The sequence below is a fragment of the Streptomyces bathyalis genome (assembly GCF_015910445.1).
In the GTDB taxonomy this organism is placed as follows: Bacteria; Actinomycetota; Actinomycetes; order Streptomycetales; family Streptomycetaceae; genus Streptomyces; species Streptomyces bathyalis.
Genome location: NZ_CP048882.1, coordinates 5,815,113 through 5,832,753 on the forward strand (window position 1 = coordinate 5,815,113; position 17,641 = coordinate 5,832,753).

General features: G+C 72.4%; 12 protein-coding genes. 5 read left to right on the forward strand and 7 right to left on the reverse strand.

Annotation, left to right across the window (positions count from 1 at the left end):
- Window positions 1–63: 63 nt before the first annotated feature.
- Both G4Z16_RS25190 and G4Z16_RS25195 read left to right on the forward strand, forming a co-directional pair.
- Complete coding sequence (locus tag G4Z16_RS25190; RefSeq protein WP_197352932.1) at window positions 64–1,758, forward strand: glycoside hydrolase family 13 protein; 1,695 nt, start codon at window positions 64–66, stop codon at window positions 1,756–1,758.
- The gene (locus G4Z16_RS25195) at window positions 1,755–2,816 is read left to right on the forward strand and encodes a LacI family DNA-binding transcriptional regulator (protein ID WP_197352933.1); all 1,062 of its coding nucleotides are present in this window, start codon (window positions 1,755–1,757) and stop codon (window positions 2,814–2,816) included. The genes G4Z16_RS25190 and G4Z16_RS25195 overlap by 4 nt, the downstream gene beginning before the upstream one ends.
- A 195-nt stretch (window positions 2,817–3,011) precedes the next feature.
- Here the strand turns inward: G4Z16_RS25195 and G4Z16_RS25200 are convergent, their stop codons facing one another.
- From G4Z16_RS25200 to G4Z16_RS25225, 6 genes are all read right to left on the reverse strand, one after another.
- Window positions 3,012–5,021 carry a hypothetical protein gene (locus tag G4Z16_RS25200; RefSeq protein ID WP_197352934.1) on the reverse strand — a complete coding sequence of 670 codons (2,010 nt, stop codon included), beginning with the start codon at window positions 5,019–5,021 and terminating at the stop codon, window positions 3,012–3,014.
- 95 nt (window positions 5,022–5,116) lie between these two features.
- On the reverse strand, window positions 5,117–8,257 hold the full coding sequence (locus G4Z16_RS25205; RefSeq protein WP_246531058.1) for an alpha-N-acetylglucosaminidase: 3,141 nt from the start codon (window positions 8,255–8,257) through the stop codon (window positions 5,117–5,119).
- Between the two features lie 83 nt (window positions 8,258–8,340).
- Window positions 8,341–8,997 carry a LuxR C-terminal-related transcriptional regulator gene (locus G4Z16_RS25210; RefSeq protein ID WP_197352935.1) on the reverse strand — a complete coding sequence of 219 codons (657 nt, stop codon included), beginning with the start codon at window positions 8,995–8,997 and terminating at the stop codon, window positions 8,341–8,343.
- A 302-nt stretch (window positions 8,998–9,299) separates the two neighbouring features.
- Window positions 9,300–10,187 carry a Gfo/Idh/MocA family protein gene (locus G4Z16_RS25215; protein ID WP_197352936.1) on the reverse strand — a complete coding sequence of 296 codons (888 nt, stop codon included), beginning with the start codon at window positions 10,185–10,187 and terminating at the stop codon, window positions 9,300–9,302.
- Entirely contained in the window at window positions 10,184–10,555 is a 372-nt protein-coding gene (locus G4Z16_RS25220) for a 5-carboxymethyl-2-hydroxymuconate Delta-isomerase (protein ID WP_197352937.1), read from the reverse strand. Before G4Z16_RS25220 ends, G4Z16_RS25215 begins: the two co-directional genes overlap by 4 nt.
- Before the next feature lie 230 nt (window positions 10,556–10,785).
- Complete coding sequence (locus tag G4Z16_RS25225) at window positions 10,786–13,164, reverse strand: MMPL family transporter (RefSeq protein WP_197352938.1); 2,379 nt, start codon at window positions 13,162–13,164, stop codon at window positions 10,786–10,788.
- 415 nt (window positions 13,165–13,579) lie between these two features.
- On the opposite strand from G4Z16_RS25225, the gene G4Z16_RS25230 reads away from it, so the two are divergent.
- The 3 genes from G4Z16_RS25230 (at window position 13,580) to G4Z16_RS25240 (ending at window position 15,835) form a co-directional block, all read left to right on the forward strand.
- A complete protein-coding gene (locus G4Z16_RS25230) occupies window positions 13,580–14,797 on the forward strand; it encodes a sensor histidine kinase (protein WP_197354897.1) in 1,218 nt (405 codons plus the stop codon).
- Window positions 14,794–15,204 (forward strand): GNAT family N-acetyltransferase, encoded by a 411-nt coding sequence (locus G4Z16_RS25235; protein WP_343070908.1) that lies wholly within the window; start codon window positions 14,794–14,796, stop codon window positions 15,202–15,204. The genes G4Z16_RS25230 and G4Z16_RS25235 overlap by 4 nt, the downstream gene beginning before the upstream one ends.
- A 109-nt stretch (window positions 15,205–15,313) precedes the next feature.
- Entirely contained in the window at window positions 15,314–15,835 is a 522-nt protein-coding gene (locus G4Z16_RS25240) for a DinB family protein (protein ID WP_197352939.1), read from the forward strand.
- Between the two features lie 88 nt (window positions 15,836–15,923).
- Here G4Z16_RS25240 and G4Z16_RS25245 read toward each other — a convergent pair whose 3' ends face one another.
- The gene (locus tag G4Z16_RS25245; RefSeq protein WP_246531059.1) at window positions 15,924–17,630 is read right to left on the reverse strand and encodes an NsdA family TPR-like regulatory protein; all 1,707 of its coding nucleotides are present in this window, start codon (window positions 17,628–17,630) and stop codon (window positions 15,924–15,926) included.
- Window positions 17,631–17,641: the final 11 nt, after the last annotated feature.

Here is a 17,641-nt window from a genome sequence, read left to right on the forward strand (position 1 = left end):
CCGCCACAGACCCGGCCGGACCGGCCGGGGAACCCCACCACTCCTCTACCTCTCAGGGATGACATGACCCAGCATCTCGGACACACCGGCAGCGCGGCTCCGGCCGGCGAGCAGGGAAGGCGACCGGAGCGCACGGGGTGGTGGCGTGACGCGGTCATCTACCAGGTCTATCCGCGCTCGTTCGCCGACGCCGACGGTGACGGCATGGGCGACCTCGCGGGCGTACGGTCCCGGCTGCCGTACCTCGCGGATCTCGGCGTGGACGCTGTCTGGCTCAGCCCCTTCTACGCCTCACCGCAGGCGGACGGCGGCTACGACGTGACCGACTACCGCGCCGTCGACCCGCGCTTCGGTGACCTGGCGGACGCCGCCGCGCTGATCAAGGACGCGCACGCGCTGGGGCTGCGCGTCATCGTCGACGTCGTGCCCAACCACTCCTCCGACCGGCACGCGTGGTTCCAGCAGGCCCTGGAGGAGGGCCCGGGTTCGCCGGCCCGTGCGCGCTACCACTTCCGGCCCGGCAGGGGCGAGGATGGTCAACTGCCGCCGAACGACTGGGAGTCGGTCTTCGGAGGCCCGGCCTGGACGCGTGTGAAGGAGAGTGACGGGGCCCCGGGCGAGTGGTATCTGCACCTCTTCGCGCCCGAGCAGCCCGACTTCGACTGGGAACACCCCGCCGTGCACGACGAGTTCCGCACGGTGCTGCGCTTCTGGCTCGACCTCGGCGTCGACGGCTTCCGCATCGACGTCGCCCACGGACTCGTCAAGGCACCGGGCCTTCCCGACACGGGGCAGACCGGCCAGCTGCGGCTGCTGGGCAACGCGCGGCTGCCCTTCTTCGACCAGGACGGCGTGCACGAGATCTACCGCGACTGGCGGCGCGTCCTGGAGGAGTACCCCGGCGAACGCATCGGCGTCGCCGAGGCGTGGACTCCGAACTCGCAGCGCACCGCCCTCTACGTGCGCGAGGACGAGCTGCACCAGGCGTTCAACTTCCACTATCTGCAGACCGGTTGGGACGCCGAGGCGCTGCGCGCCGTCGTCACCGAGTCCCTGGAGGCCATGCGGCCCGTCGATGCTCCCGCGACGTGGGTGCTCTCCAACCACGACGTCGTACGCCACCGCACCCGCCTCGGCGGGGGCCTGCCCCGCGCACGTGCGGCCGCGCTCCTGATGCTGGCGCTGCCGGGCTCCGCGTACGTCTACCAGGGGGAGGAGCTGGGCCTGCCCGAGGTCACCGAACTCCCCGACGAGGCCCGCCAGGACCCGTCCTTCTTCCGCGACAACGGGCAGGACGGGCTGCGCGACGGCTGCCGCGTGCCCCTGCCGTGGGACCGGGCAGGCAGCTCCTTCGGCTTCGGCCGCGGTGGGAGCTGGCTGCCGCAGCCGGAGGACTGGGGCGAGATGTCGGTGGCTGCACAGGCCGGCGACCCCGACTCGACGCTGGAGCTGTACCGCAAGGCCTTGCGGCTGCGCCACGAGCACCCCGGCCTCGGCGCGGGGGAGTCCGTCGAGTGGCTGCACGCACCGGAGGGGGTTCTCGCCTTCCGCCGCGGCGACTTCGTCTGCACCGCCAACACCGGCGACGGACCCGCCGAACTCCAGGAAATCCCGGGCGAGTTGATCCTCGCGAGCGGCCCTTACGACGGCCGTGGCCACCTGCCGGCCGACACCACAGCATGGTGGAGCGCCGCGCCGGGTACCGGGGCCGCCACGACGGACGGCACGGGCGCGGCCACCGGGCAGGCGGGCGCATGACGGCACCCGCCTCGGCGCTCCCCGCCACGCGCCTCGCCGACATCGCCGGGCAGGCGCGCGTCAGCGAAGCGACCGTCAGCCGCGTACTCAACGGCAAGGCGGGCGTGGCCGATTCGACGAGGCAGCGGGTGCTGGCCGCGCTCGACGTGCTCGGGTACGAGCGGCCCGTACGGCTGCGGCCGCGCAGCGCCGGACTCGTCGGCCTCGTCATCCCCGAGCTGACCAACCCGATCTTCCCGGCGTTCGCCCAGGTCATCGAGCAGTCCCTCAGCGGCTACGGCTACACGCCCGTGCTCGGCACGCAGATGCCCGGCGGGGCCACCGAGGACGAACTGGTGGCCCAGCTCGTCGAGCGTGCCGTCACCGGCGTCATCTTCCTCTCCGGGCTGCACGCCGACCTGACGGCCGATCCCGCACGCTATGCGCGGCTCGCGGCCCGTGGCGTGCCGTACGTCCTGGTCAACGGCTACAACGAGCGGATCGCCGCACCCTTCGTCTCGCCGGACGACCGGGCGGCTGCCCGCATCGCGGTACGGCACCTGCGCGACCTGGGCCACGAGCGGATCGGGCTCGCCGTCGGCCCGGACCGGTTCGTGCCGGTTCGCCGCAAGGCTCAGGGCTTCGCGGAGGAGCTGGCCCAGGACGGACCGGGGCGGGCGTCCGGCCTCGTGCGGCACACCCTGTTCACGGTGGAGGGCGGCCACGCCGCGGCGGGCGGCCTCCTGGACGAGGGCTGCACCGGCATCGTCTGCGGCGGCGACCTGATGGCGCTGGGCGCCATTCGCGCCGCACGCCAGCGCGGACTCGACGTGCCCCGCGACGTCTCTGTCGTCGGCTACGACGACTCGGAGCTGAACGCCTTCACCGACCCGCCGCTGACGACCGTCCGGCAGCCCGTGCGCGCCATGGCGAACGCCGCGGTGACCACGCTGCTGGAGGAGATCCGCGGAAACCCCGTGCCCCACAGCGAGTTCGTCTTCCAACCGGAGCTCGTCGTACGAGGGTCCACGGGTCAGGCGCCCCCGCGCGCGGGGGACAGATCCCGGGCGGGCGGGTGACCGTCCCGGCGGCACTCATATGGGGGCCGCCGTCCTCGCTCCGCGCCCGGTCCCACTCTCCGGTCCGGCCGGCCGGCGGCCCGCCACGAGCGGTCCGCACGCGCCCGGCCGGTCGGGCCGGTCCTCGTACCACCGCCGCCGACCACCGAAGGGGCGGGAGGCATCCGGGCCTGGTACGGCCTCCCGCCCGGACGGTCAGCGCTTGAGGCTCAGCTTCTCGCCGTTGGCCAGCCGTGCGGTGATCCTCGCCTTGGCGCCCTTCTTCGCGGGCAGAGCCAGCTTCCGGTCCAGTGAAGTGCCGCTCGGACCGCCCGACTTGCCCTTCACGCGGATGCTGGCCACCTTCTTGCTGCCCGCGGCGAGCACGTACCAGTTACCGGCGTCGCTCTTCCACAGCCCGCCGCTCACGGCGTGCGGACGGCGGGGGCCGCACGCGGGGGTGTCCGTCACGCGCGACGTGAACATCGCCTGCTCGCCCTGCTCCAGGCCCGAACGCCGGAAGCTGGTGAAGATCCGCGCGTCCTTGCCCCGCCACGTCTCACCGCGGGTGCACAGCCAGGTCGCCGAACTCACCCCGCCCGGCAGCAACTGCGTCGCGAACTTCCAGGTGTTGACCGAGCGGACACCGCCACCGAGCATCGAGCGGAACCCGCAGGCCGTGTGCTCCAGGCGCCCACGGGCCTTCGTCCCCGTCGCGTCGCGCACTTTCTTCTTGGGGTTTCCGGACGTGACCCGTGCCGGCGTCAACTCGCCCAGATCGGTGTAGAGATGACGTGTCGACCCGCCGCGCGTGGACAGCAGCAGCCCCGGCCAGTGGTTGCACTGGCGCGGGTCGGGGCCGGGGCCCGTCAGCGACATGAGCACCCCGTCGTCCTCGCGGTTGAGCCGCCGGCCCTCGTCGTCGGCGTGCAGCAGATCCACCTCGGCCGCCTTGGAGATCCAGGGCGCGGTCAGATAGCGGACGTTGGAGTCGCTGCGGGAGACGACCAGCGCACCGGACCCCGCGGTGTCCGCACCGTCCGTACGCGCGATGTCCAGGACGGCTCCGCCGCTGTCCGCACCCTCGGGCTCGGCGTACCGCGCGGCCCGCTGCCCGTCGTGCAGCAGGACGACCTTCGCTCCGTCCACCCGTCCCGCGTACAGCAGTTGGGGCGGTCCGGAGGGTGGCCCGGCCGATGTGCCCTGCGTCAGCGACAGCCGCACCTTTCCACCGGGGCGCGCCCAGACGGCCAGCGCACGGCGCAGCAGTCCCTCGTCGTTGGTCAGGTCGCCCCGTGCCGGCCAGGCGGAGAAGTCCGTGCGTGACGCCTCCTTCCAGGCGTTGGCCGGTACACGGATCAACGAGCCCGGTTCCAGGGCCTGTTCGGCCGCCGGGTTGCGGGCGTAGAGCGGCGCCGCCGCACCGTCCGGTCCCCACGAGTCGCCGGGAAGCCCCAGGAGCCCGCCGCAGACGACGACCGCCGCCACCGCCGCGAGAGCCGCGCGCAGATGCTGGCGGCGGCGCAGCAGGTCGGTGGGCCGTGCCTGCAGCGAGCACGGGTCGAACTCCGAAGGACCCAGCACCGGCCGGTCCTTGCCGGCCGCGGGCAGACGGATGGCGGACGCCGCGGCGAGCGCCGCGGCGGGCTCCTCCACCCCGGCCGCTTCCAGTACCCGGCACACCTCTTCGTCCGGCATGCCCTCCCAGCCGCGCAGCGCGCAGGCCGCCCGTGCCGCGCCGGAGATCTCCGACAGCGCCTTCTCCAGGGCGAGTTCGTACGCGCCGCCGGAGCGTGGGAAGAGCCGGAGCCCGAGGACGAGCGGGAAGAAGCCGGGCCGCACGGGCAGCGGGCGCAGCCGCCACGGGCCCAGGCGCCGCCGGCGCTCACCGGAGAGAGCCGACCGCAGCACACACGTCGTCAGATAGTCGTAGACGTCCGAGCGTGTCGCGTCCGCGGCCACGCCTCCGGGCCGGTGCTCACCGCCGCGCCGCTGCGTCGGCAGCGCCCTGACCTCGGCGCTGCCGCGGCCGCGGGGAAGCGCCCGTTGTACGAGCGAGTGCGCCGTCAGGACCCGCCGGTGCCGGGCGAGGGAGGGCGGCAGTACGAGATAGGCCAGCCGTACCAGCCGCGGGTAGTGCTCGACGAGCGCCGCCTGGGCCTGCTCCACGTCGACGGAGCCGGACGGTGTGCGTGAATGCTGCGAAGTCGTTTCCGAAAGGGCCACGCCCACGAGAACGAACGACCGTCGGCTTGGTCACCTGGCGCCCCCGGGTGCGCCGACGCGTCCGCCGCATCCGGGGAGAGCAAGGCCCGCCAAGGTCAGCGCACTTCCCAGTCCCCGAACTCGACGGTGCCGCGGATCCCCGTACCGCCGTTCGTCGCCGACATGAACATCCCCACGTCCTGCTGCGAGAGCACGCCCGGCACGGTGACGGTTCCGACGGAGCGCCAGTTCGCGCCCTCGTCCGTGGACAGCTCGCCCTGGAAGGTGCGGCCGTCGCGGGTGAGGCGCAGCGTGACGGGAGCGGCGACGCCGGTGACGCGTTCGTAGCGGTCGAGGGTGCCGTCGCCGTCGGAGTCGTAGGAGAGCACCACACCGTTGCCCGGTGTCACCGACAGGTTCACGAAGCCCTGCGAGACCGCGCCCGGCAGTTCGTTGCGGGCGACGATCCCGGCACGGGCCCACGGTCCCGTCTCCTCCTGCGAGGTGACGCGCACGGTGACCGAGACGCCGTCACGCAGGGCTCCCTCGCGGTAGATGGCGCCGAAGTGCGACGTGCCCTTCCACATGTCGTCGCCGCCGCCTTCGATCGCGAAGCGCTTGCCGAGCTGGCCGAAGACGGCGTCGTTGGTGCTGACGGTGGACAGCTCCTGGTCGAGCGGCCCGGCGACGTAGAGCTTGCCGGGCTGCGGCATCCGCACGCGGCGCTCGCCCTCGGGCCCGTACTCCACGGCCAGTTCGTAGTCGAGCGGCTTCAGCGGGTCCTTCAGTTCGTCCTTCGGCGCCCGCACACGCCACGTCACGCTGGCGCTGCTGCCCTGCTCGACGCGGAGGACGGAGGTGGAGCCCTGCGGCTCGGCGTCCTGCAGTCCGGCCAGGGAGAAGTCGACGGTGCCGGTCGCGCGCAGCCCGCTCTCGTTGCGGAAGACGGCCTCGAACTCGCCGGAGGCACCGGGGGTGAGGGTGACCGGGTCGGACTTGGCGGTCAGGCTGCCCTGGAACGGCGCCTTGGACAGGGCGGCGTGCACGCGCTTCGCGGTGCGGTAGGTGTCACCGGAGGGACGCTGCGGATACGACTTCTTCTCCCGCGTCCAGGCCGACTCCAGCTCGTACCAGTCGAAGCTCTTGGGGGTCCGGTCCTCGGCGAGGGCGTCCTCCAGCTCTTCCAGATAGGCGCGCCACTGGGGCTGGTGGAAGTCGCCGATGAGGCCCTGCCAGTCGCGGTTGGCGTAGTTGGCGAGCATGCCGTTGTCGGCGGCGGGGCGGTCCGCCCACGCGGTGAGAAGCGTACGCGCGGTGAGTTCGAGCTTGTCCTTCTCCGACGCGTCGCCGGCCAGCTCCCGAGCGTCGGCCAGCCACGGGCCGAGCAGGAAGGACTGGTGGGTGCCGGCGATCTCGTCGCTCAGTTTCATCAGCGAGAGCCACAGGTTGCTGAGCTTGCGGAAGGCAGCCGTGTCCTGCTGCTGGTGCGCGGACTTCAGCCGGCCGATCAGCATCCACGAACGGTTGGCGAGGGCCTGGCGCCCGATGTCGGTGAGGTCGTAGCGGTAGGCGTCGCTGCCGCGCAGCGATTCACGGACGCCGAGCAGGGCCGTCAGCGCCGCGTCGAAGTCGGCGAGGTCGAAGGCCGGGGTGTGCGTGGCGTAGTGCGCACCGGAGCGGGCGTCGAGGCTGGGCCGTGCCGAGAAGATGCTGTCGTGCGGACGGCCGTCGGTGCTGCTGATCTCGTACGCGGTGCCGCGCAGGGCCGCGAGGGCGGCGCGGGCCTTCTCGTCGTCGCCGCCGTAGCGAAGCCGCGCATAGTTGGCGAACCACTGCTCGCGGTCGACGGCCTCCTCACGCCAGGCGAGTTCGCTGAAGAGTTCGAAGGCGAGGGGGTCGCGGTGTGTGGACTCCGGCATGTACGCGGTGCCTGCCAGCTTGCTGCCGGATTTGTCACGCCACTTGGTGAAACGCTCCGACCACATCTGGGTCTTGGCGCCGATCGTCGTGCGGCCGCCGAAGTTGGGGATCGTGCCGAACGCGTAGGGGACATCGCCCCAGTCCGACTCGCGGCTCGTGATCCTCTCCAGGTCCGAGAGGCCGTCGACGACGAGCGCGCGGTCCTTGTGCCGCAGGGCGTCCAGCAGCGCGCGGCGCGGGTTCTTCTGCCAGCCGAGAATCATCCACGTAGCGCCGGGCAGTGCCGTCTGAAGCGCCTTCTCCACGGCCTGCGCCGCATCCGCGACGGGCACGTCGCCGGCCTTGCCGCCTTCGTGCAGCAGATCCATCTTGACGTGGCGGATGTCGCCGAAGACGTCCTTCTGGTGCTTGTAGAACGCGGCGGCGACCTTGCGGAAGACGGACGTGCGCGGGTCGAGCCAGGCGGGCCTGGTCAGGCCGTTCCAGTCGCCCTGGGGCACGGTCCTTCCGCCCGGATTACGGTCCGAGAAGTCGTCGGGAACCGTGCCGAAGTAGCCGGGCAGCACGGCGTGCATGCCCAGTTCGCGCAGCCGGGTCACGATGCGGCGGCCCAGGTCCTCACGCTTCTTCAGCAGGCCGGTGGAGATGGGCCCGCCGTACTCGGACAGGTTCTGCAGCAGCCACCACGGCTGGTGCGAGGGCGCGGGAATCCACTCGCGGGCCTCGTCGTCGGAGTAGCCGAAGTCCATCAGCAGGCGGTGGTAGACGGCCTCGGAACCGGTCGTCACCAGCACCTCGTTGCAGCCGTGCAGCGCCATCACGTCGATGAAGCGCTCCCAGTGCGCCCAGTCCGCGTAGGGGGCGGTGTAGCCGTCGTGCGTGTCGTTGAGCATGAAGCGGTGCGGCACGGTGGCGCTGCGCTCGTACGGGCTGCCGGGCGCGGGGAGCTGCTTGGGCAGATCCGTCTGGCTGCCCGCCCAGGAGATGTGGGACGCACAGGTGTACTTCAGATACCAGTGCAGTCCGGTGAGGGCCACGGCAGGGGAGGTCCCGGCGATCTCGATGGCGCCCGCGCGTCCGGAGACCTTGAACCGTTCCTTGCCGCCGGTGAGCACGGTGAAGGAGATCTGATCGTCGTGGCCGGGGAGCAGACGCTGGACGGCGGCCTCTGCGTGCTTCATGTCCGCGGCCGCGTGGAGGCCGGGCGCGGCCGGCGTCTGGGCCGCTGCCGGGTTCGTGCTGGGACCCAGCGCCACACCCGCGCCGAGCGCTCCCGCCGTACCCAGGAGCTTGCGTCTGTTGATGTCCTCCACGGCGTGCTCCACTTCTCGCAACATCCGGTCACCGCTGACACATGTGGTGCGCACGCTAATGGAGTGTTAAGTGATTGGACGAGAGGGCGCGGCAAAGATTGCGCTGGTCAGCCCCGGTCGGACCCGTCCAGATAAGCCAGCACGGCGAGCACGCGACGGTTGTCGTCGTCGGAGGGCGGAAGCCCCAACTTCCCGAAAATATTTGACGTGTGCTTCGCGACGGCCCGCTCCGTGACGACGAGCTGAGTGGCGATCGCGGTGTTGGAACGACCCTGCGCCATGAGTTCCATCACTTCCCGCTCCCGGGCTGTGAGTTTCGCCATGGGCGCCTCCCGCGAACGCCGGGAGAGCAGCTGCTGGATCACCTGGGGATCCATCGCCGTACCCCCCGCGGCGACGCGGCGCACCGCGTCCACGAACTGCTCCGCGTCGAAGACCCGGTCCTTGAGCAGATAGCCGATGCCTCCCGTGCCGTCCGCGAGCAGTTCGCGTGCGTACAGCTGCTCGACGTGCTGGGAGAGGACCAGGACCGGCAGCCCGGGGCGTCTGCGCCGCGCCTCCAGCGCGCACTGCAGCCCCTCGTCGCTGAACGACGGCGGCAGGCGTACGTCGACGACGGCGACATCGGGTTCCAGCTCCTTGAGCGCCTTGCTCAGCTCCGGCCCGTTGTCGACGGCGGCCGCGATCTCGAAACCGAACGCCTCGAGCAGGCGCACGAGGCCGTCACGCAGCAGGAACAGGTCTTCGGCGATGACGACTCGCACAACGTCTCCACGGTGGCCGGGAAGCTGGGTCGCTCACCGAATCTACCGGCTTGGGAGCACCGCACAGGCGGAGTCCGGGAAAGGGCAGTTGCGGGCAAACGTCCGGGAATTGCCCGGGATGGCTGTGATGTGCGCCGGGAGTACGTCCGCGAAGTCGGCAGGGCGCGAGCGGGATCGCCCCGCCCGCGCGCCGTCGTGGTCGTCCCGTGCCGCTGCCGCTGCCGCTGCCGCTGCCGCGCTCCCCGCGCCCTTCTGCGTCGTTCCGGTGTGCTTTCCGGCGCGCGCCGTCGCTCTCCCCGCCGCTACGGCTGGAGAGCGGCCTCCGCGCTCGAGAGGATCTCCGTGACCCGCTGCGCGAAACGGACATCGCAGGCGTGGGCCTGCCCCGTGCGTGCTGACTCGGCCAGCGCGTCGACGGCCCGTGCGAAGGCGTCCACCGGCGGCTCCTCCCGCGGGGGCAGGGCCGCCGCACCCGCGGCACCCCTGACCTCCGCCGTGACCCCGGCTGCCGCCGGCGGCACGGAATGGCTGAGCGTGCAGGTGCTGGAGGCCCCGTCCGCGTGCCGGAGGATCATGTGGACGGTGTCGCCGACGCCGCGCCCCGCCCGTACGGAACCGAGGTCGGTCACATCGCCGAGCACCGGAAGCAGTACCGACAGCGCATGCGGCCCGACATCCCACAAGGCGCCCTTCTCCTTGCGCCACGGCGAGGCCGTGTAAGGGGAGTCGGCGCCGCCGAAGACGGGGGAGAGCCAGTCCGCACGGCCCGTCAGCCATCCCTCCACGGCGGCCTGTTCGCCGATCCACGTGGCGGTCGGCTCGCTGAAGCGCAGCGTGAAGAAGACGACGGACGCGACGCCCGCCGCGTCCACCGCTTCGGTGACCTGCCGCGCCGACTCGGGTGTCGTGGCGACGGGCTTGTCCAGCAGCAGATGGCAGCCGGCCTCGGCGGCCCGCACCGCCAGCGGCGCCTGCACGTCGGGGGGAAGCGCGACGGCGACGGCGTCGCAGTCGGTCAGCAGCGCGTCGACGTCGTCGTAGGCGCGCGTGCCGAGTTCGCCGGCGAGCTCCCTCGCCGCCTCGGAGCGGCGGCCCCACACGCCCGTCAGCTCCACGTCCTTGTGCGCCGCGAGAGCGGGCCCGTGCGTGTTGAGCGCCCACGGCCCGGTGCCGAGCAGTCCGTATTTCATACGTGGTCCTCTTCCGTGTGACTTGCGAAGCTGCCGCGGGAGAGGTCGCAGACGTCCACGGAGGTGTGGAGGGTGACGCCCGGCGTCGGCTTGACGTGGTCCCGGGCGAGCCCGAGGACGGCACGGGAGAGTTCGGCCTTCGCCTCGGGAGTGCGGCCGGACAGCAGCGCCACCTCTACGTGGAGCATCGCGACCTCGTCCACGCCGTCCGCGATCACGCACTCGTCGATCTGCCGGAACCTGGTCTTGCAGCCCGCCACGGAACCCACCACGGTGCGGGCGAGCAGCGGATGCAGGGCCAGCCCGAAGCCACGGCGGTCGAACGTCTCGGCGAGGGCATCGGAGTAGTCGACAGTGATGTGCGGCATGGGGGCAGCGTACGGGCTGTGGCGGCGGCCCACGAGAGAAGCTCGCCGATCAGGCCAGGTGCGGTGACGCCCACGCGAGTCTGCCCTTGCACCCACTCTGACCTGCGGGAACGAGGCGTCGGCGCCCAGGTTCCGCGTCGGCGTCGGCGGCCGTCGGGAGAACAAGGCGCCCCGGCCCGCGTTGCGTGTGCCGCGGGCCGGGACGTGTTCGACGAGCCGGGAGAAGCCTGTCAGCGGGAGCGGGCAGCCGGCGCCGGATCGGAGGACCCGGCAGCGACGGGCTGTGCGTACGCGGGACCAGCGGTGCCGGGCACGGTCTCGGCCTCCACGGGGTCCCCGTGCGAGAGGCCGGGCAGCCCGCGCAGCATGCGCGGCAGGTACCAGTTGCGCTCGCCGAGCAGCATCATCACCGCGGGCAGCAGCACCATCCGTACGAGTGTCGCGTCGAGCAGCACCGCCACCGCGAGTCCGATGCCCATCTGCTGCATGTCCTGCATCGACAGCGTGCCGAAGACCGCGAAGACCGCCACCATGATCACCGCGGCGCCGGTCACCGCACCTGCCGTGGCGCGCACCCCTTCCCGGATCGCTTCCCGGGTGGCCGCGCCGCGCTCGTGGGCCTCGCGGATGCGGGAGACCACGAAGACGTGGTAGTCCATCGAGAGGCCGAAGAGCACCACCAGCACGAACAGCGGCATCCACGACTCGATCGCCCCGACCGCCTCCGTGCCGAGCATTTCCGCCCCCCAGCCGTGCTGGAAGACGGCCGTCATGACGCCGTACGCGGCCCCGACGGACAGCAGATTGAGGACCACGGACGCGAGCGCGACGGGCAGCGAGCGGAAGCTGACCAGCATCAGCAGGAACGTGACGGCCGTGATGAAGACGAGGACCGGCACGATGCCCCGGCCCAGTTGGTCGTTGAAGTCCATCGAACTCGCCAGCTCGCCGCTCACGTAGGCCTGGCCGCCGCGTGCCACCGGTGTCAGCGTCTGCGGGACGAGCGTGTCGCGCAGCCGTTCGACCGCGGCCTTCGAGGCGTCGTCGGTGCCGTTGCCCGCCAGGGGGACGTCGATCTCGGCGACGTCCGCGGCGCGGTGCACCGTTGTCTCGACGCCCTTGCCGAAGTGCTTGTCGGCGCGGGCCCGTTGGGCGAAGTCGGCGAGGGCGGCCCGCACCCGGGGCGAGTCGACGTCCTGCGCCTTCAGTACGACGTGGGCCGGTGCGGGTCCGCCGGGGAAGGTCTCGTTGATCGCTTCCGAGCTGACCCTCAGCGGTGAGCCGGAGGGCATCTGCTTGTCCAGCGTGAGCTGTTCCGTCTTCATCCCGAGCATCGGCGCGGACAGCGCGAGCATCGCCACGGTCGCCAGCACGGCGAACACGCCCGGTGCCGCCAGTACGGGACGCAGCACACCGGCGGAGATCCGGCCGCTCCCGCCGTGCCCGCCCTTCCGGCGGGCCCGGCCGCGTGCTTCGCCCCGCCGGCGCCACCGGGGCAGCCTGCCCCGCTCGACCCGGTCGCCCAGCCATGAGAGCAGCGCGGGCAGGATCGTCACCGAGCCGAGCATCGCGATGAGGACGACCAGGATCGTGGCCACGGCGAAGCCCTTGAACATCAGCAGGCCCGACAGGAACAGGCCCGCCATCGCCACCATGACGGTCAGCCCCGACACCAGCACGGCACGGCCGCTGGTGGCGGCGGCCACCCGCAGCGCGGTCTGCGCGTCCCGCCCGGCGGCACGCTCGTCGCGTTCCCGGCGCAGATAGAACAGGCAGTAGTCGATGCCGACCGCGAGGCCCATCAGCAGCATCACCGAACTGGTGGTGTCGAAGATGTGCAGCTGGTGGCTCACGACGGCGAGCAGCCCGTTCGCCGCGACGAACGCCGTGACGGCCAGCGCCACCGGCAGCAGCGCGGCGACCAGCGCCCCGAAGGCCACCAGCAGGATGCCCAGAGCCAGCGGCACCGCCGTCCACTCGGCCTTGGCGAAGTCGTCGCTGAGCATCTCGCCCAGCCACTTGTCGGCGCTTGCCTCCCCGTACTGGTGGACGGTGACGCCCTCACCCTTGTGGGCCGCGCGCACCTTCTCCACGGCGTCGATGACCGGCTGCACCCGGTCGCCGGAGGTCTCCGCGTCGCCGTGCATGCGGAACTGCAGCAGACCCGCCCTGCCGTCCTCCGACGGGACCGGGCCGCGCAGGTGCCGGGCCTCGCCCGTGGCTTCCACGGCCCCGGTGACCTCGCGGGCGACCTGCCGCCAGCCGTCCGGGCTCGAAGCGCTCACCATGATCATCTCGCCGGCCGGCGCCTCGATCCCGGCGTCCTCGAGGATGCGCTCGGCGCGGGCGGAGTCGCCCGACATGCCCTCCGACTCGCTGACCTCGGCCACGCCGGTGACGCCGCCGAGGCAGGCCGCGAGCACGACGAAGAGGAGCCAGCCGAAGACCGCCGTCCTGCGGTGCCGTGTGCTCCAGCCGCCGAGCCGGGCGGCGAGGCCGGGACCGCGAGGTCTCCGGCCGCCCTGCCTGCCCCGGCCGGGGTATCGATCCCCGTACGGATCGTCGAACGCATCTCCGTGAGGCACTGCCTGCCCCGGTGTATCGCGCATGGGTGAACTCCCCCTCGTCCTGGTCCCCCTGAGGAGCTCAGGGGAGGTGTGATCCGGTCGACTCGACGCTAGGAAGCGGCGCCCGGCCTCCCCAGCCGCCGAAGCCCCCTGTTCATGGAGGGGGAGGTGCCAGTGCGGGGGTGTCGTTGGCTACACCGTCGTACGGGGGCCGGTCCCCCTGCCCGTGAGGCCGGGCGCGGCGCAGACTGGAGCAGTACCCGGCGCACGGAGCGCCGCGGCACCCCGGTGGGGGAGCGGCTGTGGGGACCAGGCGGAAGGGGCGGCAGCGGTGAATCAACGAGCAGCGGCTGAGGGGATCGTCCCGGGGGCCCCTCCGGCGACGCCGCGGGAACCGGCGCTGCGGGGCCGGGCCCGGGACTCGCTGACGGCGGCGGCACGGGGGCTGGCGCTGTGCATGCTCTCGCTGGGCGTCTCGCTCGCGCTGTTCATCGCGAGCGTCCTGTCCATCGCCTTCATCGTGCTCGGCGTCGGCCTCTTCACGACGCCGGCGGTGATGCACCTGGTGCGCATGCACGCCAACCAGAGGCGCCAACTCGCCCGCGACTGGGCGGACATCACCGTCCTGCCGCCCTACCGTCCGCTCCCGCCGGCCGAGGGCGCCGGCGGCGTCGTCGCGCGCTGCATGCGGCTGCTGCGTGACCCTGCGACATGGCGCGACCTGGGCTGGCTGCTCACGGACGCCGTGTTCGGCTTCGTCACCGCGCTCTTCCCCGCCGCACTCATCGCGTACGGCATCGAGGGCCTCGTCATCTTCGCGGGAGTCTGGCGGGCCGTGCAGCACGACTACTGGTACGCCTTCATCCCGGTCGAGGGCTTCGGTACGGCCACCCTGTGCGCGGGCCTCGGCGCCCTGCTGATCGTGCTCGCGACGAGTGTGAACCCGTACTTCATCAAGGGGCACTTCCTCATCGTCAAAGGCATGATCTCGCCCAGCCGGGGCGCGCAGCTCGAGCAGCGCGTCGAGCGGCTCTACGAGACGCGGCACGACGCCGTCGACTCCTCCGCCGCCGAACTGCGCCGCATCGAACGCGACTTGCACGACGGCGCGCAGGCACGCCTGGTCGCCATGGGCATGAGCCTCGGCGCGATCGAAGCACTCATCGAGACGGACCCGGCACAGGCGAAGAAGCTCCTCGCGCAGGCACGTGAGAACTCCGCGGAGGCGCTGACCGAACTGCGCGACCTCGTACGCGGAATCCACCCGCCGGTCCTCGCCGAACGGGGCCTCGGCGACGCCGCGCGAGCACTGGCCCTGCGCATGCAGATCCCCGTGGAGGCGGACGTCGAACTGGAGGGACGCTTCGCCGAACCGGTCGAGTCCGCCGCGTACTTCGCGATCAGCGAGGTCCTCACCAACGCCGCCAAGCACGCACAGGCCGAACGCGTGTGGCTGGACATCCACTTCAGCGAGGCGGTCGACACGGGGGAGGGCATGCTGCGCATCGCCGTCACCGACGACGGGCGCGGCGGCGCCGACCCGCGGAAGGGTTCCGGAATGGCGGGAATCGAGCGGCGGCTGGGCCAGTTCGACGGGATCCTCGCGGTCAGCAGCCCGCCCGGCGGCCCGACGATGGTCACGATGGAGATCCCCTGCGAGATGATCGGCCGGTGACGGTGCGGCCTGCCGTACCGCCGGTGCGGCTCCGGGTGCGGGCGCCGCTGTGCGACGCCGAACTCAACGCGCTCTTCACCGCGTCCTGGCCGGCGCACGAACACACCGACTTCGGCGCCCGGATGGAGCGCAGCCTGCTGTGGGTCGCCGCCTTCCGTGACGACGAACTCGTCGGCTACGTCAACGTCGTCGGCGACGGCGGCGTCCATGCCTTCGTGCTCGACACGACCGTGCACCCGTGCGTGCGGAGGCAGGGAGTGGGGGTGCGGCTCGTACGGCGAGCGGCCGACGAGGCGCGCCTGGCCGGAGCGCGGTGGCTGCACGTCGACCACGAGCAGCACCTGACGGGGTTCTACACCCGGTGCGGATTCGGCCCGACGGCGGCCGGGCTGCGGTGGCTGGGCTGAAGGGGCGGGAATGAGCCGGGTCTGCACCGGCCGGAGGCGACCGGTGCAGGGGGCAGCGGGACTGTGCGAGCGGGGAGCCGTTGTCAGCGGTGCGCCATAGATTGAGCGCATGACCTGGACCACTCCCGAAGTGCAGCGTCCCGAGCGCGTGTACGCAGGCGATGAGAGAACGGTGCTGGAGTCCGCGCTGGAATACGCCCGCGCGACGTTCCTGTACAAGTGCGGAGGCCTGACCGGCGAGCAGCTCACGCTGCGGCCCGTCGGCCGCTCCACGCTGTCCCTGCTGGGCCTGGCCCGGCATCTTGCCGGCTGCGAACGCTGGTGGTTCCGCAACCACCTCGCCGGTGAGACCGGTCTGCCATGGGTCTTCTTCACGGAGGACAACATGGAGGGGGACTTCGAGGACGGCACCCCCGAGAGCGCCCCCGGCGACTTCGAGATCTACCACCAGGAGGTCGCGGCGGCCCGCGCGGCCGCCGCCGAACGCTCTCTCGACGACTCCTTCCGCCGCCCGAAGGGCCATCTCATGGATCTGCGCGGCCTGTTGATCTACATGACGGAGGAGTACGCCCGGCACAACGGCCACGCCGACCTCCTCCGGGAGCACATCGACGGCCGCACCGGAGACTGAGCGCGGCGGACGGGCGGCCGCGTCCGGCAGCCGCCCCTGCCCGTATCCGCGCTGCGGCTGCCGTGAGGCAACGGCCTTGCGGAGCCGCTCAGTTCAGCGCTGCCACGCGCTCGCGGTAGCCCCGCACCGGCGCCGCGTCCCGGTAGGGCTCCAGCCGCCGCTCGAAGTCGCGTACGTACTCGTGTGCGCGCACCGACCGCATCTCCGCCGCCTGCTGCGCCGCCTCCGCGGCCAGCACGCACGCCTGCTCGACCTCACCGAGCCCCAGCCGCGCCGTCGCCAGCACCACCCGGCAGAACAGACGGCTGCGTGCGAAGCCCGTGCCGCGCAGCTGGAGCGAGCGCTCCGCGTGCTGCGCCGCCGCCCGGTACTGCTGAAGGTCACGGTGGCAGTGCCCGCTCTCGTCGGCCAGTTGCGCCTCGTCGAAGAGGCGCGCCCACGGCGGCACCTCCTCGCCCGACTTCGCCGCCTCAAGGGCCCGTTCGGCCCGCGACAGCGAGGACGTGCAGGCACGCACCTCGCCCAGCACACCGTGCCCTCGGGCCTCCGCCGCGTGCAGCAGCGCCTGCACCAGCGGCGGGGCGGCGCTTCCCACGCCCTGCTGCGCCACCCTTGCCAGCTGCACAGCCTCGCGGCCGTGCCCCAGATACACCGCCTGCCTGCTCATCGTCACCAGCACATAGCTGCCGTAGGCACGGTCGCCCGCAGCCTGCGCAAGGCGCAGCGCCTGCACGAAGTACCGCTGCGCCAGCCCGTGCGCCGCGATGTCGTACGACGTCCAGCCCGCGAGCCGCGTCAGGTCGGCGGCGGCCCCGAAGAGCCGCCGCCCCAACTGCTCCCCGTACACGCCGCGGAGCATCGGCTCCGCCTCGTGCTCCAGGTACCGCACCAGGGCCTGACGGGCGTGGCCGCCGCCGTAAGCGTGGTCGAGGGCGCGGAAGAGTTCGCCGACGGAGCGCAGGGCGTTGACGTCGCCCGCGGAGACGCGCTGGCCCGGGCCGCGCTCCGTGCGGTCGGGCCGCTCGGCCCGGATCGCACCGGCGACGCCGACCGCTCCCCGCGCCAGCGTCCCCGCCGCGGCGGCACCCGCGGCCGTGCGGGCCCCGGCAGGCACGGCCGCGGTCCCACGCGCCTGCGAGGGCACCCGAGCACCGCCCGCGCCCTGCCGTGCCGCCACTCCCGGGGCATGCGGGCGGCCGAGCAGGCCCCCGGCCCCGTCCGCTCCCGGCCCGGCGTCCGGGTCGACGCCCCGGGCAACCCGCTCGTCGGGACGCCCGATCAGCCAGTCACGGCTGGGAACGACGAGCCCCGCCGGGGTGAAGGCGATCTTGCGCAGCTCCGCGTGGCTTCCCGAGTCCTTGCGCCACAGCCCGCTGACGATGTCCACGGCTTCGGACGGCGTCGCGGCGAACTCCAGCCCCGCGTAGACGGGCGCGCAGGCGTCCAGGCCGAGGTCCTGTGCGCTCAGCCGCCTGCCGAGCCGGCGTGTGAAGACCTCCGCGATCAGCGCGGGCGTCGTGCCGCGTGGCTGCTGGCCGCGCAGCCACCGCGTCACCGAAGTCTTGTCGTAGCGCAGATCGAGCCCGTGCTCCAGGCCCAACTGGTCCACGCGCCGGGCCAGTCCGGCGTTGGAGAAGCCGGCCTCCGCGATGAGCGCGGCGAGCTGGCGGTTGGGGACGCGCTGCGCCGAGGACTGCCCGGGCGACGACGAAGGAGACGGTGACGAAGGGGAGGACGCGGCGGAGGAAGAGGGGGAGGACTCGGCCGAGGAGTCCCCGGAACGTTCGATGGTCATCAGCTTTACGG

Bases quoted from the DNA above. Each gene is read 5' to 3' on its own strand.
- G4Z16_RS25205 (WP_246531058.1), bottom strand. From the start codon at position 8,257: ATGTTGCGAGAAGTGGAGCACGCCGTGGAGGACATCAACAGACGCAAG.
- G4Z16_RS25240 (WP_197352939.1), top strand. From the start codon at position 15,314: ATGACCTGGACCACTCCCGAAGTGCAGCGTCCCGAGCGCGTGTACGCA.
- G4Z16_RS25220 (WP_197352937.1), bottom strand. From the start codon at position 10,555: ATGCCGCACATCACTGTCGACTACTCCGATGCCCTCGCCGAGACGTTC.
- G4Z16_RS25190 (WP_197352932.1), top strand. From the start codon at position 64: ATGACCCAGCATCTCGGACACACCGGCAGCGCGGCTCCGGCCGGCGAG.
- G4Z16_RS25245 (WP_246531059.1), bottom strand. From the start codon at position 17,630: ATGACCATCGAACGTTCCGGGGACTCCTCGGCCGAGTCCTCCCCCTCT.
- G4Z16_RS25195 (WP_197352933.1), top strand. From the start codon at position 1,755: ATGACGGCACCCGCCTCGGCGCTCCCCGCCACGCGCCTCGCCGACATC.
- G4Z16_RS25225 (WP_197352938.1), bottom strand. From the start codon at position 13,164: ATGCGCGATACACCGGGGCAGGCAGTGCCTCACGGAGATGCGTTCGAC.
- G4Z16_RS25230 (WP_197354897.1), top strand. From the start codon at position 13,580: ATGCTCTCGCTGGGCGTCTCGCTCGCGCTGTTCATCGCGAGCGTCCTG.
- G4Z16_RS25215 (WP_197352936.1), bottom strand. From the start codon at position 10,187: ATGAAATACGGACTGCTCGGCACCGGGCCGTGGGCGCTCAACACGCAC.